The sequence below is a fragment of the Burkholderia sp. Ac-20353 genome, from assembly GCF_017104785.1.
GTDB lineage: Bacteria > Pseudomonadota > Gammaproteobacteria > Burkholderiales > Burkholderiaceae > Burkholderia.
Window position 1 is genome coordinate 1 of sequence record NZ_JAAGPL010000166.1, and the last position, 19,360, is coordinate 19,360.

A 19,360-nucleotide genomic window follows, 5' to 3' on the forward strand; every position below is an offset into this window, starting at 1 on the left:
CCCGCCGTGCACGCCGAACACCTGCACGCCCGGCGCGCCGCCGCCCGGCCGGCCGCGATGCTCGTCGCCGCTCGCGGCCACGCCGAGCCGGTAACCGCGCGCGATCACGTCCTGGTACAGCCAGCCGAAATGCCCCCACGACGATGCGATCTCGACGAGTCGTTCGAGCTCCGGGTGATGCCAGTCCGGAATGTAGCGGCGGCCGCCCACGTGCGGCATCACGAGATGCTGCGTGGCGTCGTCCGCATACGCGTCCCACAGCTCCTCGACGGGCCAGCGGCCGAGCTCGACCGCGTTGCCCTTCATGTCCTCGTTCCAAACGAGCGTGCGGTTGTGCTCGCCGCGCGCGTTGTATGGAAAACCCGGCCGCGTATCGCCGAGGAACACGACGTTGTGGTCGCCGCCCGCGGTCGAGCTGCCGCACCATTCCTGTACCGGATAGACGACGAAGCGGCCGGGCTCGTTGAAGCGTTCGACCGCGTCGACGCCGAGCTGCCAGTTCTCGTCGGTGATCTGGAAATCGTTCGCCGTGTAGCCGAGCACGTCGATGCCGCCGATATCGCGCGCATAGCGTGCGTTGTACTCGGGGCTGTTGGTGCCGACCGTGTCGTGTGCATGGACGTGCAGATCCGCATATAGCGCGCGCGGCGCGGGCAGCGCTGCGTCGACCGTGAGCCACGCGTGCGCGGCGCGCACGTCCGGGCGCGCTGGCACGTCGGCCACGATGCGCAGTGTGCCTGCGTCGACCGGCAGGTCGTCGACCGCGCAAGTCGCGAACCCCGCATCCGGCAGCGCGTGGTCGCGATCGTAGACGGCTGCGCCGCGTGCGTCGTACGCGACCACGCGCGCGGTGCCGCCGACATCGCGGCACGCATTGCCCCAGCGGTCCTGCAGCGACAGCCGGAACGGCGCGCGCGTGCCGGGCCGCACGAAGCGCGGGCCGTTCAGCAGCACGTCGGACGGCGCGCCGGCGCGGATGTCGATCGACACGTCGCCGGGCACCGCGACGAAGCGCGACGTGCCGAGCGGATCGACGTAGAGCCGGAACCGGAAGTTGTCCTCGGCGAACGTCTGCACGCGCGTGCCGGGGCCTCGGCGGCGGTCGCCGAGACGGATCACGATGCGATCGCCGGCATTCACGTAGCCGTCGACGATGTCGACGATCACCGCCTTCTGGAACGGCCGCTCGTGCCCCTTCTGGTCGAAGCGCACGTTCAGCGCCTGCACCGTGGCCGGGCTCTGCCCGTGCACGAGCGGCGCCGCCTGGTATTCGGCGCTGATGTAGTTGGCGGCGCTCGGGTCGCTCGTCTGGAACAGCGCCCAGTCCGAGTAGAACTTGAAGGTCGCCTTCAGCCAGCCGCCGTCGGCGATGCCGGACGAGCCGACTTCGTAGTCGAGCACGATCTCGCTCCAGTCGCCCGCTTCGACGCGCGCGACGTTGCAGCGCACGCGCCCCGCGAACGGCAGGCGCTTGTGGCGTTCGTACAGGCCCGCCGGCGCGATGTGCGGGCCGAGCCGGTCGCGCAGCGCGGCGGCGCGTGCTTCGATGGTGTCGGGGGTGTCGGGGGTGTCGGGGGCGTCGTTGGCTTCGTTCATGCGTTGTCCGTGAAATGTCGAGAGGAAGCGGCGCGCTTCAATGCGCGAACGGCCAGGGGGCGGCCGGATCCCAGACCGGGACGCCGAGCCACGCGTACCACGGTGCGATCACGCACAGGCCGTAGACGATCGCGATCAGCACCGACACCGCGCCGACCTTCGCATAGTCGGCTGTGGAGAACGCACCGCTGCTGTACGCGATCACGCCGGCGGTGATCTGCGTGGGCAGCAGATACGCGAAGCTGTCGGTGTCGCTGACGAGCATCGTGAACGCGACCGGATGCAGCCCGAGACGCGGCGCCAGCGCGAGTGCGATCGGCGCGATCATCGTGACGGCCGCGACGTTGGACAACATGCCGATGCGGATCACGTGGGTGCCGAGCATCACGATCGCGATCGTGAGCCACCAGCCGTGCCCCTGCGCGGCCGCATAGATGTGATCGGCCGCCCAGTTCGCGAGCCCCGACGCGCTGATCGCGGCCGACAACGACAGCGCGCCGGCCAGCAGGAACAGCGTGCCCCAGATCGTGCGCTGCTCGATTTCGGCCCAGCCGAAGCGCAGCACGCCCGGCGCGAACAGCAGCGCGAGCGCGAGCAGCGCGACGATTTCCGACGGCAGGTGATGCAGCGGCTCGGTCGCCCACAACGCAGCGACGGCCGCGAACAGTGCGAGCACGGTCCAGTCGTTGCGCACCGCGGGCGGCTGCGCGCGGCGAATCGCCGTGATCGCGCCGGAGCCGCCGGGAATCGCGACCGCGCGCGAGCGGAAGTAGAACTGCACCCAGCACTGTGTGATCGCGAACATCCCGAGGTACGGCCACTGCAGCTTGAGCCACGTGAGATACGAAATCCGGATGCCGAGCTGCTTCTCGAGCAAGCCGGCGACGACCAGGTTCGGCAGGTGCGCTGTCAGGATGCACATCCCGCTGATCATCGCGCCGTACACGAGCGTCTGGATCACGATCGCCTTTCTGGCGGCACGCTCGCGCGGCGAATCGCCGAACAGCCGGACGATGCCGTTCGTGACCGGCAGCAGCGTGGCCGCGCGCGCGTTCGCGGCCGGCGACAGCCCGCTGCACGCGCTCAATCCCGAATGGGACCAGGCCTTTCTCGACGTGCTCGCAAGCGGCGACCTGAAGGCCGTCGACGGGATGACCAACGATGCGATCACGCGCGACGGCGGCAAGTCCGCGCACGAGATCCGCGCGTGGGTCGCCGCGTTCGCGGCGCTGGCGGCCGCGGGCCCGTATCACGCGGTGCGGGATTTCTACCGCCCGATTCCAGAATGGATCGCGGGCTTTGCCGCCATGCACGGCTGGTCTGCGGGCGAGCCCGCGCCGCGATCGACAGACAAGGAGTGAACACATGCTGACCCCGCAACACATCGCCGCACTGGCCGCTCGCTTGCGCGGCGCCGAACGCGAACGCGCGCCGATCGAACCGCTGCGCGCGGAGATCGGCGAGCAGAACGCCGAAGACGCGTACGCGATCCAGCAGGCCAACGCGGCGCTGCGGCGCGAACGCGTGGTCGGCCGCAAGATCGGCCTGACCTCGCTCGCGGTGCAGCAGCAGCTCGGCGTCGACCAGCCCGACTTCGGCACGCTGTTCACGTCGATGGCCTACGGCGATGCCGAACCGATGAGCCTGTCGCGGCTGATCCAGCCGAAGGTCGAAGCGGAAATCGCGCTCGTGCTCGAGCACGACCTCGTGCACGAGAAGCACACGTTCGCCGACCTGCAGCGCGCGACCGCGTATGCGCTCGCGGCGATCGAAGTCGTCGACAGCCGCATCGCGGGCTGGAACATCCGCTTCGTCGACACCGTCGCGGACAACGCGTCGAGCGCGCTGTTCGTGCTCGGCAGCCGGCCCGTGCCGCTGAAGGACGTCGATCTTGCCGGCTGCGAGATGACGCTCGCGTCGAACGGCGAAGTGCTGTCGCGCGGCAGCGGCGCCGCATGCCTCGGCAATCCGCTGAACGCGGCCGCGTGGCTCGCCGACCGGATGGTGCGGCTCGGCACGCCGCTGCGCGCGGGCGACGTGATCCTGACGGGCGCGCTCGGCCCGATGGTCGCGGTCACGCAGCCCGGCACGTTCACCGCGCAGATCGCCGGCCTCGGCAGCGTGCGCGCCACCTTCAACGAATGAGGATTTCCATGAGCGTTCAGAAACTCAAGGCCGCGATCATCGGTTCGGGCAACATCGGCACCGACCTGATGATCAAGATCATGCGGCGTGCGTTGCATCTCGAAGTGGCCGCGATGGTCGGCATCGATCCGGCGTCGGACGGCCTCGCGCGCGCGGCGCGCCTTGGCGTCGCGACGACGCACGAAGGCGTCGAAGGCCTCGCGCGGCTGCCCGGGTTCGACGATATCGACTTCGTGTTCGACGCGACGTCGGCCGGCGCGCACGTGAAGAACGATGCGTTCCTGCGCACGCTGAAGCCCGGCATCCGCTGCATCGACTTGACGCCCGCGGCGATCGGTCCGTACTGCGTGCCGGTCGTCAACCTCGACGCGCATCTCGACGCACCTAACGTGAACATGGTCACCTGCGGCGGCCAGGCGACGATTCCGATGGTCGCGGCCGTGTCGCGCGTCGCGAAGGCTCATTACGCGGAGATCGTCGCGTCGATCAGCAGCAAGTCGGCCGGGCCCGGCACGCGCGCGAACATCGACGAATTCACCGAGACGACGTCGAAGGCGATCGAGGTGGTCGGCGGCGCTGCGCACGGCAAGGCGATCATCATCCTGAACCCGGCCGAGCCGCCGGTGTTGATGCGCGACACCGTGTACGTGCTGTCCGAGCCGGCCGATCACGAGAAGATCGCCGCGTCGGTCGAACAGATGGCGCGCGCGGTGCAGGCGTACGTGCCCGGCTACCGGTTGAAGCAGGCCGTGCAGTTCGACGAGATTCCCGTGTCCGCGCCGCTGAACATCCCGGGCCTCGGCCGCGTGAGCGGGCTGAAGACGTCGATCTTCATCGAGGTCGAAGGCGCCGCGCACTATCTGCCCGCGTATGCCGGCAACCTCGACATCATGACGTCCGCCGCGCTCGCGACCGCCGAGCGCATCGCGCAATCGATGCAACGCGTGAACGCGTAAGGAAGCTTCCCGATGAGCAAGAAACTCTATATCTCCGACGTGACGCTGCGCGACGGCAGCCACGCGATTCGCCATCAATACTCGATCACGAACGTGCAGGACATCGCGCGGGCACTGGACAACGCCAGGGTCGATTCGATCGAGGTCGCGCACGGCGACGGCCTGCAGGGCTCGAGCTTCAATTACGGCTTCGGCGCGCACAGCGATCTCGAATGGATCGAGGCGGTGGCCGACGTCGTCGAGCACGCGAAGATCGCGACGCTGCTGCTGCCGGGCATCGGCACGATCCACGACCTGAAGGCCGCGTACGACGCAGGCGCGCGCGTCGTGCGCGTCGCGACGCACTGCACCGAAGCGGACATCTCGAAGCAGCACATCGAATATGCACGCGCGCTCGGCATGGACACGGTCGGCTTCCTGATGATGAGCCATATGACGACGCCGGAGAACCTCGCCGTCGAGGCAAAGAAGATGGAAAGCTACGGCGCGACCTGCATCTATGTCGTCGATTCGGGCGGCGCGCTCAACATGAACGACGTGCGCGATCGTTTCCGTGCGATCAAGGCCGTGCTGAAGCCCGATACGCAGACGGGCATCCACGCGCATCACAACCTGAGCCTCGGCGTCGCGAACTCGATCGTCGCGGTCGAGGAGGGCTGCGACCGGATCGACGCGAGCCTCGCCGGCATGGGCGCCGGCGCCGGCAACGCGCCGCTCGAAGTGTTCATCGCGGCGGCCGGGCGTCTCGGCTGGAACCACGGCACGGACCTCTACACGCTGATGGACGCGGCCGACGACATCGTGCGCCCGCTGCAGGACCGTCCGGTGCGCGTGGACCGCGAGACGCTCGCGCTCGGCTACGCGGGCGTGTATTCGAGCTTCCTGCGCCATTCGGAAGCGGCCGCGAACAAGTACGGGCTGAAGACAGTGGACATCCTCGTCGAGCTCGGCCGCCGCCGGATGGTCGGCGGACAGGAGGACATGATCGTCGACGTCGCGCTCGACCTCAAGCGCGCGCACGGCTGACGCCGCGCAGGGCTACCGCGGCGCGGCCCTTCGCAGCGCAAGTTCGAACGCCGCATCTTCATCGACATCGCCGCAAAGAGCGATGCAACCTCATATTGGAGACTTTTCGTGAACACATCGGTACATGACCGCGCTGGCGGCACACGCACGATCGGCTTATGTCTGCTGGTCGCGTTGCTCGAAGGACTCGACCTGCAATCGGCGGGCATCGCCGCGCCACGGATGGCGCATGAATTCGCGCTCGGCGCCGCACAGATGGGCTGGGCGTTCGGCGTCGGCGCGCTCGGCCTGCTGCCGGGCGCGGCATTCGGCGGGCGGCTCGCCGACCGGCTCGGCCGCAAGCGCGTGCTGCTGCTGTCGGTCGCGCTGTTCGGCGTGTTCTCGCTCGCGACCACGCGCGTGTGGAACTTCGACAGCCTGCTCGCCGCGCGCTTCCTGACCGGCCTCGGGCTCGGCGCGGCGATGCCGAACCTGATCGCGCTGTGCTCGGAAGCGGCGGCGCCGCAGCAACGCAGCACGGCGGTCGGCGCGATGTACTGCGGGATGCCGTTCGGTGCGGCGCTTGGTGCCGCGATCGGCGTATTCAGCACCGACCCGGCCGGCTGGCGGCATGTGTTCTACGTCGGCGGGATCGGGCCGCTGCTGGTGCTGCCGCTGCTCGCGCTGTGGCTGAACGAGTCGGCGCAGTTCGTCGCGGCGCGCACGGATGCGGCGCAAATGGTCGATGTGGGCGAAGCGGGCGTCGGGCATGCGCTGTGGGGCGAAGGCCGCGCCGCGACGACGGCCGCGCTGTGGGTCAGCTATCTCGGCACGCTCGTCGTGCTGTATTTCCTGCTCAACTGGCTGCCGTCGATGGTGATGACGCGCGGCCTCACGCACGCGCAGTCGAGCTTCGTGCAGATGATGTTCAACGTCGGCGGCGGGCTCGGCGCGATCGGCATCGCGAGCCTGATGGACCGTATCGGGCGGCGCCGCACGGTGGTCGGCATGTATGTCGGCATCGCGTGCGCGCTCGCGTTGCTGACCGGCGCGCGGGATGCCGCGTGGCTCGCCGGCGGCGCGCTGCTGTGCGGGCTGTTCCTGGTCGGCGGGCAGTCGGTGCTGTATGCGCTTGCAAGTGCGATCTATCCGACGCGGATGCGCGGCACGGGGGTTGGCGCGGCCGTCGCGGTCGGGCGGTTCGGCTCGATCCTCGGGCCGTTCGTCGCGGGACAACTCCTCGCGCTCGGCGAGAGCACGACGATGCTGATGGCGTCGAGCATTCCGCTCGTCGTCGTCGCGGCGCTGTCCGCGTTGACGGTCGTCGCGCGCGATCGGGCGGGTGAACTGGCACTGGCGGCGCAGTAGCGATTTTATTTCGGGAAACGAAGCGGCTACAGCGCGCCGCTTCGCGATTTCAGTGGCGGATGCGCAGGTGCGCATCCGCATGATCGATGCATGAACGAACGAGGGACGACATGACGCAGCACGCACACACATTGACGGAAGAAGGCACGAGCCGGTTCGTGCAGGTGAAGGTCGGCGAGCACGATCTGAAGCTGCACTACAACGACGCGGGGCAGGGCCGCGACACGGTCGTGATGCTGCACGGCTCCGGGCCCGGCGCGAGCGGCTGGGCGAACTTCCACCGCAACGTCGGCGCGTTCGTCGACGCCGGCTATCGCGTCTTGCTGCTCGACTGCCCGGGCTGGAGCAAGAGCGACACGATCGTCAACACGGGGTCGCGCTCCGAGCTGAACGCGCGCGCGCTGAAGGCGCTGCTCGATGCGCTCGACCTCGAACGCGTGCACATCGTCGGCAACTCGATGGGCGGCCACAGCGCGGTCGCGTTCGCACTGCTGTATCCGCAGCAGGTCGGCAAGCTCGTGCTGATGGGCGGCGGCACCGGCGGCCCGAGCCAGTTCGTGCCGATGCCGACCGAAGGCATCAAGCTGCTGCAGAAGGTGTACCGCGAGCCGACGCTCGACAACCTGAAGCAGATGCTGAACATCTTCGTGTACGACACGAGCAGCCTGACCGACGAACTGATGCAGGCGCGCCTCGCGAACATCCTCGCGCGCCGCGACCATCTCGAGAACTTCGTGAAGAGTCTCGCTGCGAATCCGAAGCAGTTCACCGACTACGGCCCGCGCCTCGGCGAAATTGCCGCGCCGGCGCTCGTGATCTGGGGCCGCGATGATCGCTTCGTGCCGCTCGATGTCGGCCTGCGCCTCGTGTGGGGGATGCAGAACGCCGAGTTCCATGTGTTCAGCCGCTGCGGGCACTGGGCGCAGTGGGAGCACGCGGAGAAGTTCAACCGGATGGTGCTCGAGTTCCTCGGCGCTTGAACGGCGCGCGGCGCATCAGGTCGATCAGCGCGTCGAGCTCCGGCGAATGCGCTTCCGCGCGCGTGACCATCAGCAGGTCGATGTCGGGCGCGGGCGGTGCGAGCGGGCGGCAGCACATCGAATCGCCCGCGAGCGCATCGACATAGGCCGGCAGCAGCGCGATGCCGAGCCCCATGCCGACCAGGTTCAGGTTCAGCAGGATGTTCGTCGCGACCTGCACGACGTCGGGCTGGATCCGATGATCGGCGAAGTATCGCCCGACGATGTCGTACAGCTGGCCCGCATACGCGGGGTTGGTCTGGATGAACGGCTGGCCGTCGAGCATCGCCGGCTCGACCTGCGCATGCGCGGCGAGCGGGTGGCCGGCCGGCATCAGCACGACGAGCGGCTCGGTCAGCACGACTTCCGCGTGCAGGCCCGGTGCATGCACGGGCCGGCGCATGAACGCGATGTCGATGTCGCCGCGCAGCAGCGCGTCTTCCTGCTCCATCGTCGGCAGGCTGCGCAACTCCACATGCACGCCCGGGAACTGCATCCGCAGCTTCGGCAGGATCGCCGGAAAGATCTCGAGTTCGGCCGCGGGCACGAACCCGATCTTCACCGTCAGCGCCTGCTGGCGGCCCGCCTGCCGTGCGCGCGCGACCGCGCGATCGGCCTGCGCGAGCACGAGCCGCGCTTCCGCGAGAAACACGCGGCCCGCTTCCGTCAGTTCCACCTTGCGCTTCGACCGTTCGAGCAACTGTGTGCCGATCTCGTCCTCGAGATCGCGGATCTGCTGGCTCAGTGAAGGCTGCGCGGTGTGCAGCCGTTGCGCGGCGCGCGTGAAGTTCAGCTCGTCGGCGACGGCCACGAAATAGCGCAGGTGTCGGAGTTCCATTCAGATGTGATCGTCAAAACGTCTAACGGCAAACAAACAAACTATTTCACAACGAACGCGCGGCCGACGATCATCGTGTCGAGCCTGTCCGTATGGAACGGATGGTGCCACGGAGGAGACGCAAATGACAGAGAAGCTTGATATCGACGCGCTCGTCGATGCGCGCAATGGCCGCGTGACGTCGTCGATCTACACCGACCCGGCGATCTACGCGCTGGAGCTCGAACGCATCTTCGGCCGCTGCTGGCTGTTCCTCGCGCACGTCAGCCAGATTCCGAACGCCGGCGATTTCTTCAACACGTATATGGGCGAGGACCCGGTCGTCGTCGTGCGGCAGAAGGACGGCTCCGTGAAGGCGTTCCTCAACCAGTGCCGGCATCGCTCGATGCGCGTGAGCTTTGCCGATTCCGGCAACACGCGCTCGTTCACGTGCCCGTATCACGGCTGGTCGTACGGCACCGACGGTGCGCTGATCGACGTGCCGCTCGAGCAGCGGGCGTTTCCGCAGGGCCTCTGCAAACAGCATCTGGGGCTGCAGGAAGTGACGCGCATCGCGATCTACAAGGGGCTGGTGTTCGGCAACTGGGATGCAGACGCGCCCGATCTCGACACGTATATGGGCGACATCGCGTGGTATCTCGACGGCGTGCTCGATCGCCGTGCGGGCGGCACCGAGATTGTCGGCGGCGTGCACAAGTGGGTGATCGACTGCAACTGGAAATTCCCGGCCGAACAGTTTGCGAGCGACCAGTATCACGCGCTGTTTTCGCATGCGTCGGCGGTCGAGGTGCTCGGTGCGAAGGCGGGCAGCGGCGACGGCAAGGCGCTCGGCGCCGGGCAGACCGCGCGCCCCGTGTGGGAGACCGCGAAGGATGCGTTGCAGTACGGGCAGGCCGGGCACGGCAGCGGCTTCTTCTTCACCGAGCAGCCGGACGCGAACGTGTGGGTCGACGGCGAGGTGTCGCAGTACTTCCGCGATACGTACGACGAAGCGAGAGCGCGCGTCGGTGAAGTGCGCGCGCGTCGTCTCGCGGGCCACAACAACCTGTTCCCGACGATGTCCTGGCTGAACGGCACCGCGACGCTGCGCGTGTGGCATCCGCGCGGCCCGAACCAGGTCGAGGTGTGGGCGTTCTGCATCGCCGACAAGGAGGCGTCCGACGACGTGAAGGCCGCATTCGAGCGCAGCGCGACGCGGGCGTTCGGCCCGGCCGGCTTTCTCGAGCAGGACGATTCGGAGAACTGGGTCGAGGTGCAGAAGGTGCTGCGCGGCAGCCGCGCGCGCAAGACGCAGCTCTGCATGGAAATGGGGCTCGGCGGCGAGCGCGTGCGCGGCGACGGGATTCCCGGCATCACGAACTACATCTTCTCGGAGACGGCCGCGCGCGGCATGTATCGCCGCTGGGCCGACCTGCTGCTGTCGGAGACCTGGGACGAGGTCGAGCAGCGCACCCGCGAATACGAACAGGAGTTGCTGAAATGAGCGATATCGCGACGATCGAATGCGCGCCCGTGACGCTCGCGCTGCATCACGACATCACGCAGTTCCTGTATCGCGAGGCCGAATGCCTCGACGCATGGCGTTTTCGCGACTGGCTCGCACTGCTGAGCGACGACGTGGCGTACACGATGCGCACGACCGTCAATGCGCAGACGCGCGACCGCCGCAAGGGCGTGCAGCCGCCGACGACCTGGATCTTCAACGACACGAAGGCGCAGCTCGAACGCCGGATCGCGCGGCTCGAGACGGGCATGGCGTGGGCCGAGGAGCCGCCGTCGCGCACGCGCCACCTGATCGCGAACGTGCGGGTCGAGCCTGCCGGCGAATCGAGCGAATCGGGCGAATACGACGTGCAGGTGAACTACCTGCTGTATCGCTCGCAGAAGGAGCGCGACGAGACGTTCTATGTCGGCGCGCGGCGCGACCGCCTGCGGCGCACCGACGACGTCGCCGGCTGGCAACTGTGCCGCCGCGAGATCGTGCTCGACCAGGCGGTGCTGTCTTCCCATAACCTCAGTGTGCTTTTCTGATCATGGCTCGAATTCTCGTAGGCCCCGTCGACGCGCTCGCCGACGGTGACGCAACCAGGGTGGCCGGCGCGCATGGCGCGATCGCGGTGTTTCACGTGCAGGGCGCGTTCTATGCGCTGTCGGACCAGTGCAGTCACGGCAACGCGTCGATGTCGGACGGCTACGTCGAGGACGACGCGACCGTCGAATGTCCGCTGCACGCCGCGCGCTTTTGCCTGAAGACCGGCGCGGCGCTGTGCCAGCCCGCGACGGATGCGTTGCGCACGTTCCCGGTCGTCGTCGACGCGGGCACGCTTTACGTCGAAGAACCGGAGGTGGCATGAGCTGGCTCGATGGTGAAGTCGCATTGATTACCGGCGGCGGGTCGGGCCTCGGGCTCGCGCTCGTCGAACGCTTTCTCGCGGAAGGCGCGCGCGTCGGCGTGCTCGAACGGTCGGCGGAGAAGGCCGACGCGCTGCGCGCGCGGTTCGGCCCGGATATCGAGGTCGTGCACGGCGACGTGCGCGCCTATGACGACAACCGGCGTGCAGTCGAATCGACCGTCGCGCGCTTCGGCAAGCTCGATACATTCGTCGGCAATGCGGCGCTGTGGGATCACGGCGCGAGCCTGCTCGGCCTGTCGCCCGAGCAGCTCGACGCGGGCTTCGACGAGCTGTTCGCGGTCAACGTGAAGGGCTACCTGCTCGGCGCGAAAGCGGCGGCGAACGCGCTTGTCGCGTCGAAGGGCAGCATGATCTTCACGCTGTCGAATGCGGCGTTCTATCCGGGCGGCGGCGGACCGCTGTACACGGCGAGCAAGCATGCGGCGACCGGCCTGATCCGCGAGCTCGCGTACGAACTCGCGCCGCACGTGCGCGTGAACGGCGTCGCGCCGTGCGGGATGGCGAGCGACCTGCGCGGCCCGGAGGCGCTCGGGCAGTCGCAGCAGCGCATCATGGATACGCGCACGCCGGAGGCGATCGCGAGCATCCTGCCGCTGCAGTTCTTTCCGGCACCGGACGATTTCACGGGGCCGTTCGTGCTGCTCGCGTCGCGCGCGAACAACCGGACGCTGTCGGGGGTGATGATCCAGGCCGACGCGGGGCTCGGCATACGCGGGATTCGTCATGTCGCCGGAGGTCTGCATGTGTGACGCGTGCATGAGCGGCGATGCGCGGGCCGGAGCGATGCGATGACGACGGCCGATTGCGTGATCGTGGGCGCCGGGCAGGCCGGCGCGACTGCGGCGGCCGAGTTGCGGCGCCGCGGCTTCGAAGGGCGCATCGTGCTGATCGGCGACGAACCGCATCTGCCATACGAGCGGCCGCCGCTGTCGAAGGACGTGCTGCTGAAGCCGGACGACGCGCGCGTGGCGCTGTTCCCCGCATCGTTCTACGACGAGCAGCGGATCGAGCTGCGGCTCGGCACGCGCGTCGCCACAATCGATCCGGCGCAGCGCCGGCTGGCCCTTGGCGATGGTACGTCGCTCGGCTTCGACAAGCTGCTGCTCGCGACTGGCGCGCGGGTGCGCCGGTTACCGATGCTCGATCGCCTTGGCGATTGCGTGCACACGCTGCGCACGCTCGACGATGCACAGGCGCTCGGCCACGTGCTGCGGAGAGGCGCGCGCGTGCTGATCGTCGGCGGCGGCGTGATCGGCATGGAGCTCGCGTCGAGCGCGGTCGAACTCGGCGCGCGCGTGACGGTGATCGAGCAGGGCGCCGACGTGATGGAACGCTGCGCGCCGCCGCTGGTGCGCGCGCATCTGCGTGCGCTGCATCGTGCGCGCGGCGTCGACGTGCTGACGGGGCGGCGGCTCGTCGATGCGTCGCGGGACGGCGACACGTTCGCGCTGACGCTGGCTGACGGTAAGGTGTTGCGCGGCGATGCGATCGTCTACGGAATCGGCGTCGAACCCGACACCGCGCTCGCACGGGATGCGGGCTTGCGAACGGACGGCGCGATCCTCGTCGACCGCGCGTGCCGGACCTCGCATCCGGACATCTACGCTGCCGGCGACAACGCGGCCGAATACGATGCGCAGACCAGCGCACACGTGCGCCGCGAAAGCTGGGACAACGCGAACCGGCAGGCCGCACGGGCCGCGGCCGCGATGCTCGGCGAGCCCGACGACGCACGGCACGTGCCGTGGTTCTGGAGCGATCAGTGCGGCGTGAACGTGCAGTTCGCGGGGGACATGGCGGCGGACGAGTGGATCGTGCGCGGCGATCTGGCTGCGTCGGCGTGTGCGCTGTTCGGGTTGCGCAACGGCGTGCTGACGGCGGGCGTCACGCTCAATCGCGGGCAGGACATGCGCAGCATCCGCACGTTGATCGAGCGCCGCGCGGCGCTCGCGCCGGACCTGCTGAGCGATCCCGGGCAGAACTTGCGCGCGCTCGCGAAAGGCGCATAGCAGATGTAGCGGGCGGGCAGCCCGCGCCGCTCACCGCGTCGCGATCGCGACGGCCGCGCCGGCCATCGCGGCAGCGCTCGTGCGATTCGCGATCTTCATCGCGCGCCGTGTCAGGATGAACTTGCGGACGCGCATTGCGACGAAGGACCACGCGCAATCCGACACGATCAGCACCGCGAGCATCGTTGCAACGAGTTCGGCCCAGCCGAGCGCATCGACGTGCGACAGATCGATGATGGTCGGCAGCAGCGCGAGGTAGAAGAGAACGATCTTCGGATTGCCAAGGGTCACCAGCAGGCCCGCGGCAAACATGCGCCACGGCGACTGACCACGCGGAATGTCGTCCGCTGCGGGGTCGGTCGGCGCGGTCCACATCTTCCACGCGAGGAACAGCAGATAGCCGACGCCGACGAGCTTCAGCACGTAGAACCCGGTCGCGAACGTGTGCGCGACCACCGCCAGGCCGCCCACCGCGCAGGTCAGCCAGACGGCTTCGCCGATCCACATCGCGACGAGGAACGGCAGCACGTCGCGGAAGCCGTTCGTGAGTACGCGCGCGACGAGCGCGGCCACGCTCGGGCCCGGTGTGCCGGCCAGTACGAACAGCGCGATCGCGAATGCAACGAGACTGGAGGCGCTCATGGATAGGTGGCTCCGTAAGATGCTCAATGGATGATCAGGCGGCCGGCGGGAAATGTGCGGGCCCAACTGCAGGGAAAACGTCCCGCGACAGACTGTGTTCCGCGCCGCCCGAACCGGGCGCGCGGAACTCTGCGTTCTGATTTGCGCGCGGGTTGTCGGGTGTTATGCGTGACGCGCGGGGCGCCGCGGCGTTGAACGTTCGCATCGTCGGACGCGTGCGCCGGTGCGCCGGCCGGTCGTGCCGGCGGAGACGGGAAGGGCGGTGGCGAGCGCGGACGATGTCATGGGAACCTCGAGGGCGAAGCGTTCTCGAAACATATGAAGTTTCGATTATAGTGACGAGCGTTCCCGCTTGCCTACCCCCTGACGCGATGACCGTTCCTGTCACGATCCGCCTTGCTACTCCGAACGACGCCGCCGCGATGGCTGCAGTGGAACTCGCCGCCGCCCAGCGGTTTCGCGCGATCGGCATGCCGGAGATCGCGGACGCCGAACCGACCGATGCGGCGGCCGTGCGCGTGCGCATCGACGCGGGCCGTGCGTATGTGGCGCTCGATGCGCAACGCACGTGCGTCGGGTTTGCGTTCTACCGGCTGCTCGATGCGCAGCGGCTGTATCTCGAGGAACTGGATGTCGCGCCGTCGCACGCGGGACAGCGGATCGGCGCGCGCCTCGTCGAGACGGTGGCCGAGCGTGCGGCAGCGGACAGAGTCGGGGAGATCGTGCTGTCGACGTTCCGCACGCCGCCGTGGAACGCGCCGTATTACCGGCGCCTCGGTTTCGACGATATCGATGATGCGACGCTCGACGACGCGCTGCGCGCGATCCGCGCGTATCACCTGTCGCTCGGCCTCGACGAAACGCAGCGCGTGTTCATGCGGCGCGCAGTGCGCGCATGAACACACGGCGGGCAGCCGTCAGGCCGCGTCGCTGAGCGCGGGGTAGTCGGTGTAGCCCGTCTCGCCTTCCGCGTAGTAGGTCTCGGGCACCGGCTTGTTGAGCGGCGCGTCGAGTTCGAAGCGCCGCGGCAGGTCGGGGTTCGCGATGAACAGCTGGCCCCACGCGATCGCGTCCGCTTCGCCGCGTTCGAGCACCTGCTGCGCGCCGTCGAGCGAGAACTTCTCGTTCGCGATCAGCGGGCCGCCGAACGCTTCCTTCAGGCGCGGGCTCAGGTGATTGCCCGTGTACGACTCCCGCGTGAAGATGAATGCGATCTTGCGGCGGCCGAGTTCGCGCGCGACGTAGCCGAACGTCGCGGCCGGATCGGAGTCGCCCATCGTGTGCGCGTCGCCGCGCGGCGCGAGATGGACGCCGACGCGCCCCGCGCCCCAGACGTCGATCGCCGCGTCGACCACTTCGAGCAGCAGACGTGCGCGGTTTTCGACCGGGCCGCCGTACGCGTCGGTGCGGTGGTTGGTGCTGTCCTGCAGGAACTGGTCGAGCAGGTAGCCGTTCGCGCCGTGGATCTCGACGCCGTCGAAGCCTGCGGCCTTCGCGTTTTCCGCGCCCTTGCGGTACGCGGCGACGATCCCCGGAATTTCGTCGAGCTCGAGCGCGCGCGGCGTCACGAACGGACGCTGCGGACGCACGAGGCTCACGTGGCCACCCGCGGCGATCGCGCTAGGCGCGACCGGCAGGTTGCCGTCGAGGAAGACCGGATCGGAGATCCGGCCGACGTGCCAGAGCTGCAGCACGATCCGGCCGCCTGCGTCATGCACCGCGCGCGTCACGCGCTTCCAGCCGTCGACCTGCTCGTCGGACCAGATGCCGGGCGTGCTCGCATAGCCGACGCCTTGCGGCGTAACCGACGTCGCTTCGCTGATGATCAGGCCGGCCGACGCGCGTTCGGCGTAGTAGCGGGCCATCAGGTCGTTGGGGACGCGTACGTCGCCCGCGCGGGCGCGGGTGAGCGGTGCCATCACGATACGGTTCGGCAGGGTCAGGTCGCCGAGAGTAACGGGGTCGAACAACGTAGGCATGCTAATTACCTCTTCACGAATGGCGGAGTGATATCCGCTGGCCAGTCCGGCCGGGTGGGACGGGGTCTAGAGATCGCGACGCAGTGCGTCGAGAAAAGCGTCGATGACGGCTTCGTTGCGCTTGAAGAACGCCCACTGGCCGATCCGGGTCGATGTCACGAGCCCCGCGCGTTGCAGCGTCGCGAGGTGCGCGGAGACCGTGGATTGCGACAGTCCGCAGCGCGCGTCGATCTGCCCCGCGCAGACGCCATGGTCGAACGGCAGCGTCTGCTCCGGGAAATGCGCGCCCGGCGTGCGCAGCCACTCGAGGATGTCGCGGCGGACGGGGTTCGCGAGCGCTTTCAGGATCGCGTCGAGGTCCAGGTCAGTTGGCATGGTGGGACTTCTTCAGGCATACAAGCATCGTCGATGGGCGAATCTTATATCGGATTTTGACGATATGCCAGAAGCCATTGTTCTCAATGGGGGTGATAGCCGTTGTCGACGCACAAAAAAGTCCGCACCAGCCAGGAGGGACAAGCCTGCGCCAGATAATTTCAATTTGCTTTCGGATTTGTCTGGCGGATTGGGTTTGTGGGCGTTGTCGTTGCCTGTGCGACGAGGTTCAGCGACGTCCCGCGTCGTATTGTTGTGCGCAAGCCCAGCCGAGTTCGGCCAGCGGCGCTGCCTTCGCGGCAGTCTCGACAGCGTCTTTGGCGGCTGCGTTGCCGTGCGCCGCTCGCTCGCCAATGCCATGCAGAATCGCTGCCATCCGGAACAGGTTATACGCGAGATAGAAATCCCAATGTTCTGTCGCTCGGCGTCCCGTGGCCGCCTCGTAATGTCCGATGTATTCGGCTTCTGCAGGAATGCCTAGCGTCGCTAGCGGCAGGCCGGCGATGCCGCGCCAGACCGACGGTGCGATCCGCCAGCTCATGCAATGGTAGGCGAGATCGGCGAGCGGATGGCCGAGCGTCGACAGTTCCCAATCGAGCACGGCCAGCACGCGCGGTTCGGTCGGATGGAAAACCAGATTGTCGAGGCGAAAGTCGCCATGAACGAGCGTCGTTTCATCATTGTCGGGAATACGCTCAGGTAACCACTCCATCAGCCGGCGCATTGCGGGGACGACGGGAATCGTCGACTCACGGCACTGCTTCGACCAGCGCCCGATCTGGCGCGAGAAATAGTTTCCGGTCCTGCCGAAGCCACCGAGACCGACGCCCGCGACGTCGACGCCATGCAATGTCGTGATGACGCGGTTCATCCCGGCATAAATTGCCTGGCGTGCCTGCGGCGTCATGCCTGGCAGCGACTGATCGATCATGACCCGACCTTCGACGTATTCCATTACGTAGAAAGGGGTGCCGATGATCGACGTGTCGTCGCAATAGGCGAACATGCGGGGAACCGGAACGGCGCTGCCGCGCAATGCATGCATCACGCGATATTCGCGATCGATCGCATGGGCGGACGGTTGCAGCGGCCCGGCCGGCTTCTTGCGCAGGACATAGCGGTTTCGTCCGGCCTCGACGACGAACGTCGGATTCGATTGGCCGCCCGACAGCGGGGAAATGCGGATCGCGCCGGAACCGGCAAGGCCCTGCGTGCGGAACCAGGCGTCAAGCCTCGGAAAGTCGGCATGCTGCATCATGGCGCGCCTCCGTGCTCGCGCGGATCGTGAATGGCGGCGTGTGATCTTGCGGAGGCGTCCGGTGTTTGCGCGAGGATTTTGCGCGCCATGCTCCAGCCGAGCCAGCGCATGCAATGGGTGAGGCGGGCGGGCGCGAGGCGCACCTGCGCATAACGAAAGCCGTTGCCGACTTCGCCGAGCACGTCGCTCGCCGGAATGCGTACGATGTGGCGCCCAACGAGGCTCCGTTGTATGCCGCGCACGCCAAGTCGTTGATGAGTGACGCGGGACGCTTCGTCGCGCGAACCGCGATCGAGGTCCATGGCGGCATCGGCATCACCGATGAATTGGGCCTGCATTACTGGTTCAAGCGCCTTGCTCTCGATCGCGTCCTGTACGGCGGCCCGGAGCAGGTGCGTCGACACGCAGCGGCGCTGCAAGGGCTGATCCAGTAGTGCTCTCGCACTTACCGGGAAATCCTGGTCGTGTCGTGTTGGAGGTCCGCTCTTCGTTATCGCGGCGAGTCGGCAACAACCGTGCAACCGGTTCCAGCGGTCGCGCTCGGCTGTCCCGATAGACTGGGCGAGCTTATGCGCCTGCCGCATCCCGGTTGTGGACACCGCCTGAAGCATGATCGTTCAGGCGGCGCTCCGAACCTGCCAGATCAGTCCTCTGCGCGGAAGATCGCCGGTGCGATATTGGTGAAATTTGGCACGTCGCCGACCACTTCGGCGGTCTTGGGGGACGAAAGGGCCGCAGTGATTGCGGCTTGATCGCTGAATCGCATGATCACCATCCCCGCGAAGGGTTGTGGCCCGGCGGAGGGGAACAGGACCTCGGCCGATTGCAATCCAAACGTACTCCATGCAGCACGCGCAAGCGGGATGTGCGTCGAAACATAGTAATCCCGATCGAATCTGCTGCCTTCGGTTGCGGGGTAACTCACGATTAGTGTGGCCATGTTTATCCTTGCCGAAATTGTGCTGGAAGGGCCGCCATGCGGTCCAGGTGAACATTTCAACGGAAGCAGGGGCTGTGGCGTTCGACAGCCCGGTCACATGTCGCACCTGCCTCCCTGAGGTGGGGAAGCCATGGTCGGTGCGACGAAGAGAACGCCCTTTGTAAGGGGGTCTCATGGAGAACGCAAGAAGCGAGCGGCAGTGTAGCAGCCTGCTCTGTCGGAAACAACGGCGGTACTGTCGCCCAACAGTTCTCGTCGACGGGCGGGAAGTGACAGCCTCGCTGTTGCTCGGCACGGCATTCACGGCATGAATGCCGCTCGATTCAAAAGATAAATTTCAAGAACACCCCGACACTCGATATGCTCAGCGGATCTGATACGGTTGGCAAGGGCGCGAGGTACCCGTCAGGCGACGCGGAGCAGCGCAGCGCTCGACGGATGTGCCATCGTGACATCCGATTCGGAGGCTCCAATCATCGACATTGCGTTATTTGATATGGAGTCCGATCTGTTTGAGGATGTGCCGGCGTTGGCGCGATTGACTCAGGTCGGCCTGCTCGTCGTAGCGTTGGGTCCGACCAACGATACGCAGCGAGGTTGGCTTAGTTACTTTTGAGTGTGGTAACTTGAAATACCGGCCCGAATTCCTTGCGACGGCCACTACGGATAATTCACAATATGACATTGGTGATTGGCGTTCCTCTGGAGACAGCCACTCAGGAGCGGCGCGTAGCGACCGTGCCTGACGTGGTCGAGAAACTGATCAAGCTGGGGTTTGCGGTGGCCGTGCAAAGCGGCGCAGGCACAGGCGCGAAC

Annotated in this window: 21 protein-coding genes and 3 pseudogenes; 15 read left to right on the forward strand and 9 right to left on the reverse strand. The window is 67.3% G+C overall.

Annotation, left to right across the window (positions count from 1 at the left end; all coding sequences use genetic code 11):
* Together G3N94_RS31085 and G3N94_RS31090 are read right to left on the reverse strand one after the other, a co-directional pair.
* Positions 1 to 1,596: pseudogene (locus G3N94_RS31085) on the reverse strand (hypothetical protein); the annotation flags it as partial.
* Between the two features lie 37 nt (positions 1,597 to 1,633).
* Positions 1,634 to 2,755 carry an SLC13 family permease gene (locus G3N94_RS31090; protein ID WP_346778745.1) on the reverse strand — a complete coding sequence of 374 codons (1,122 nt, stop codon included), beginning with the start codon at positions 2,753 to 2,755 and terminating at the stop codon, positions 1,634 to 1,636.
* Between G3N94_RS31090 and mhpB the strand changes: the two are divergent.
* The 6 genes and pseudogenes from mhpB to G3N94_RS31120 all read left to right on the forward strand — a co-directional run.
* Positions 2,637 to 2,957, forward strand: a pseudogene (mhpB, locus tag G3N94_RS31095) (3-carboxyethylcatechol 2,3-dioxygenase); the annotation flags it as partial. The gene G3N94_RS31090 and the pseudogene mhpB sit on opposite strands and share 119 nt — an antisense overlap.
* Positions 2,958 to 2,961: 4 nt before the next feature.
* A complete protein-coding gene (locus G3N94_RS31100) occupies positions 2,962 to 3,741 on the forward strand; it encodes a fumarylacetoacetate hydrolase family protein (protein WP_205797053.1) in 780 nt (259 codons plus the stop codon).
* An 8-nt stretch (positions 3,742 to 3,749) separates the two neighbouring features.
* Positions 3,750 to 4,697 (forward strand): acetaldehyde dehydrogenase (acetylating), encoded by a 948-nt coding sequence (locus G3N94_RS31105; protein WP_205797056.1) that lies wholly within the window; start codon positions 3,750 to 3,752, stop codon positions 4,695 to 4,697.
* A 12-nt stretch (positions 4,698 to 4,709) separates the two neighbouring features.
* Positions 4,710 to 5,723: a 4-hydroxy-2-oxovalerate aldolase gene (gene dmpG / locus G3N94_RS31110; RefSeq protein WP_205797059.1), complete on the forward strand. Its 1,014-nt coding sequence runs from the start codon at positions 4,710 to 4,712 to the stop codon at positions 5,721 to 5,723.
* A 108-nt stretch (positions 5,724 to 5,831) separates the two neighbouring features.
* Positions 5,832 to 7,070 carry a 3-(3-hydroxy-phenyl)propionate transporter MhpT gene (gene mhpT / locus G3N94_RS31115; RefSeq protein ID WP_205797062.1) on the forward strand — a complete coding sequence of 413 codons (1,239 nt, stop codon included), beginning with the start codon at positions 5,832 to 5,834 and terminating at the stop codon, positions 7,068 to 7,070.
* A gap of 110 nt (positions 7,071 to 7,180) precedes the next feature.
* Entirely contained in the window at positions 7,181 to 8,050 is an 870-nt protein-coding gene (locus tag G3N94_RS31120; protein ID WP_205797064.1) for an alpha/beta fold hydrolase, read from the forward strand.
* Here the strand turns inward: G3N94_RS31120 and hcaR are convergent.
* The gene (hcaR, locus tag G3N94_RS31125; RefSeq protein WP_205797067.1) at positions 8,016 to 8,927 is read right to left on the reverse strand and encodes a DNA-binding transcriptional regulator HcaR; all 912 of its coding nucleotides are present in this window, start codon (positions 8,925 to 8,927) and stop codon (positions 8,016 to 8,018) included. The two genes, G3N94_RS31120 and hcaR, sit on opposite strands and share 35 nt — an antisense overlap.
* Before the next feature lie 124 nt (positions 8,928 to 9,051).
* Between hcaR and hcaE the strand changes: the two genes are divergently transcribed.
* Genes hcaE through hcaD form a run of 5 tightly spaced genes read left to right on the forward strand, consistent with a single transcriptional unit; the run spans position 9,052 to position 13,350 of the window.
* Entirely contained in the window at positions 9,052 to 10,410 is a 1,359-nt protein-coding gene (gene hcaE, locus G3N94_RS31130) for a 3-phenylpropionate/cinnamic acid dioxygenase subunit alpha (protein WP_205797069.1), read from the forward strand.
* Positions 10,407 to 10,958, forward strand: coding sequence for a 3-phenylpropionate/cinnamic acid dioxygenase subunit beta (gene hcaF, locus G3N94_RS31135; RefSeq protein ID WP_205797071.1), 552 nt, complete (start codon positions 10,407 to 10,409; stop codon positions 10,956 to 10,958). The genes hcaE and hcaF overlap by 4 nt, the downstream gene beginning before the upstream one ends.
* A 2-nt stretch (positions 10,959 to 10,960) precedes the next feature.
* A complete protein-coding gene (hcaC, locus tag G3N94_RS31140; RefSeq protein ID WP_205797073.1) occupies positions 10,961 to 11,281 on the forward strand; it encodes a 3-phenylpropionate/cinnamic acid dioxygenase ferredoxin subunit in 321 nt (106 codons plus the stop codon).
* On the forward strand, positions 11,278 to 12,090 hold the full coding sequence (hcaB, locus tag G3N94_RS31145; protein WP_205797075.1) for a 3-phenylpropionate-dihydrodiol/cinnamic acid-dihydrodiol dehydrogenase: 813 nt from the start codon (positions 11,278 to 11,280) through the stop codon (positions 12,088 to 12,090). Before hcaC ends, hcaB begins: the two co-directional genes overlap by 4 nt.
* Before the next feature lie 39 nt (positions 12,091 to 12,129).
* Positions 12,130 to 13,350, forward strand: coding sequence for a 3-phenylpropionate/cinnamic acid dioxygenase ferredoxin--NAD(+) reductase subunit (gene hcaD, locus G3N94_RS31150; RefSeq protein WP_241022165.1), 1,221 nt, complete (start codon positions 12,130 to 12,132; stop codon positions 13,348 to 13,350).
* 30 nt (positions 13,351 to 13,380) lie between these two features.
* Here hcaD and G3N94_RS31155 read toward each other — a convergent pair whose 3' ends face one another.
* Entirely contained in the window at positions 13,381 to 13,992 is a 612-nt protein-coding gene (locus G3N94_RS31155; protein ID WP_205797077.1) for a LysE family translocator, read from the reverse strand.
* A gap of 371 nt (positions 13,993 to 14,363) precedes the next feature.
* Here G3N94_RS31155 and G3N94_RS31160 point away from each other — a divergent pair, with 371 nt between their 5' ends.
* On the forward strand, positions 14,364 to 14,891 hold the full coding sequence (locus G3N94_RS31160) for a GNAT family N-acetyltransferase (protein WP_205797080.1): 528 nt from the start codon (positions 14,364 to 14,366) through the stop codon (positions 14,889 to 14,891).
* Between the two features lie 18 nt (positions 14,892 to 14,909).
* Here the strand turns inward: G3N94_RS31160 and G3N94_RS31165 are convergent, their stop codons facing one another.
* The 4 genes and pseudogenes from G3N94_RS31165 to G3N94_RS42695 all read right to left on the reverse strand — a co-directional run.
* Entirely contained in the window at positions 14,910 to 15,971 is a 1,062-nt protein-coding gene (locus tag G3N94_RS31165) for an alkene reductase (protein ID WP_205797082.1), read from the reverse strand.
* Positions 15,972 to 16,037: 66 nt separating this feature from the next.
* Complete coding sequence (locus G3N94_RS31170; RefSeq protein ID WP_205797084.1) at positions 16,038 to 16,346, reverse strand: helix-turn-helix transcriptional regulator; 309 nt, start codon at positions 16,344 to 16,346, stop codon at positions 16,038 to 16,040.
* 229 nt (positions 16,347 to 16,575) lie between these two features.
* Positions 16,576 to 17,604, reverse strand: a complete 1,029-nt coding sequence (locus G3N94_RS31175; protein ID WP_205797097.1) for a phosphotransferase family protein — start codon at positions 17,602 to 17,604, stop codon at positions 16,576 to 16,578.
* A 95-nt stretch (positions 17,605 to 17,699) separates the two neighbouring features.
* A pseudogene (locus G3N94_RS42695) lies at positions 17,700 to 17,804 on the reverse strand (acyl-CoA dehydrogenase); the annotation flags it as partial.
* A gap of 6 nt (positions 17,805 to 17,810) precedes the next feature.
* Here G3N94_RS42695 and G3N94_RS42700 point away from each other — a divergent pair.
* Positions 17,811 to 18,038 (forward strand): acyl-CoA dehydrogenase family protein, encoded by a 228-nt coding sequence (locus G3N94_RS42700; RefSeq protein ID WP_346778746.1) that lies wholly within the window; start codon positions 17,811 to 17,813, stop codon positions 18,036 to 18,038.
* Positions 18,039 to 18,247: 209 nt separating this feature from the next.
* Here the strand turns inward: G3N94_RS42700 and G3N94_RS31185 are convergent, their stop codons facing one another.
* A complete protein-coding gene (locus G3N94_RS31185; RefSeq protein WP_205797090.1) occupies positions 18,248 to 18,544 on the reverse strand; it encodes an EthD family reductase in 297 nt (98 codons plus the stop codon).
* A 448-nt stretch (positions 18,545 to 18,992) separates the two neighbouring features.
* On the opposite strand from G3N94_RS31185, the gene G3N94_RS31190 reads away from it, so the two are divergent.
* Both G3N94_RS31190 and G3N94_RS31195 read left to right on the forward strand, forming a co-directional pair.
* Positions 18,993 to 19,160 (forward strand): hypothetical protein, encoded by a 168-nt coding sequence (locus G3N94_RS31190; protein WP_205797093.1) that lies wholly within the window; start codon positions 18,993 to 18,995, stop codon positions 19,158 to 19,160.
* A 62-nt stretch (positions 19,161 to 19,222) separates the two neighbouring features.
* Positions 19,223 to 19,360, forward strand: a 138-nt coding sequence (locus G3N94_RS31195; RefSeq protein ID WP_205797099.1) for a hypothetical protein, incomplete at its 3' end; no start/stop codon positions are given.

Bases quoted from the DNA above. Each gene is read 5' to 3' on its own strand.
- G3N94_RS31100 (WP_205797053.1), top strand. From the start codon at position 2,962: ATGCTGACCCCGCAACACATCGCCGCACTGGCCGCTCGCTTGCGCGGC.
- G3N94_RS31105 (WP_205797056.1), top strand. From the start codon at position 3,750: ATGAGCGTTCAGAAACTCAAGGCCGCGATCATCGGTTCGGGCAACATC.
- dmpG (WP_205797059.1), top strand. From the start codon at position 4,710: ATGAGCAAGAAACTCTATATCTCCGACGTGACGCTGCGCGACGGCAGC.
- G3N94_RS31120 (WP_205797064.1), top strand. From the start codon at position 7,181: ATGACGCAGCACGCACACACATTGACGGAAGAAGGCACGAGCCGGTTC.
- hcaR (WP_205797067.1), bottom strand. From the start codon at position 8,927: ATGGAACTCCGACACCTGCGCTATTTCGTGGCCGTCGCCGACGAGCTG.
- hcaE (WP_205797069.1), top strand. From the start codon at position 9,052: ATGACAGAGAAGCTTGATATCGACGCGCTCGTCGATGCGCGCAATGGC.
- hcaF (WP_205797071.1), top strand. From the start codon at position 10,407: ATGAGCGATATCGCGACGATCGAATGCGCGCCCGTGACGCTCGCGCTG.
- hcaC (WP_205797073.1), top strand. From the start codon at position 10,961: ATGGCTCGAATTCTCGTAGGCCCCGTCGACGCGCTCGCCGACGGTGAC.
- hcaB (WP_205797075.1), top strand. From the start codon at position 11,278: ATGAGCTGGCTCGATGGTGAAGTCGCATTGATTACCGGCGGCGGGTCG.
- hcaD (WP_241022165.1), top strand. From the start codon at position 12,130: ATGACGACGGCCGATTGCGTGATCGTGGGCGCCGGGCAGGCCGGCGCG.
- G3N94_RS31155 (WP_205797077.1), bottom strand. From the start codon at position 13,992: ATGAGCGCCTCCAGTCTCGTTGCATTCGCGATCGCGCTGTTCGTACTG.
- G3N94_RS31160 (WP_205797080.1), top strand. From the start codon at position 14,364: ATGACCGTTCCTGTCACGATCCGCCTTGCTACTCCGAACGACGCCGCC.
- G3N94_RS31165 (WP_205797082.1), bottom strand. From the start codon at position 15,971: ATGCCTACGTTGTTCGACCCCGTTACTCTCGGCGACCTGACCCTGCCG.
- G3N94_RS31170 (WP_205797084.1), bottom strand. From the start codon at position 16,346: ATGCCAACTGACCTGGACCTCGACGCGATCCTGAAAGCGCTCGCGAAC.
- G3N94_RS31175 (WP_205797097.1), bottom strand. From the start codon at position 17,604: ATGATGCAGCATGCCGACTTTCCGAGGCTTGACGCCTGGTTCCGCACG.
- G3N94_RS31185 (WP_205797090.1), bottom strand. From the start codon at position 18,544: ATGGCCACACTAATCGTGAGTTACCCCGCAACCGAAGGCAGCAGATTC.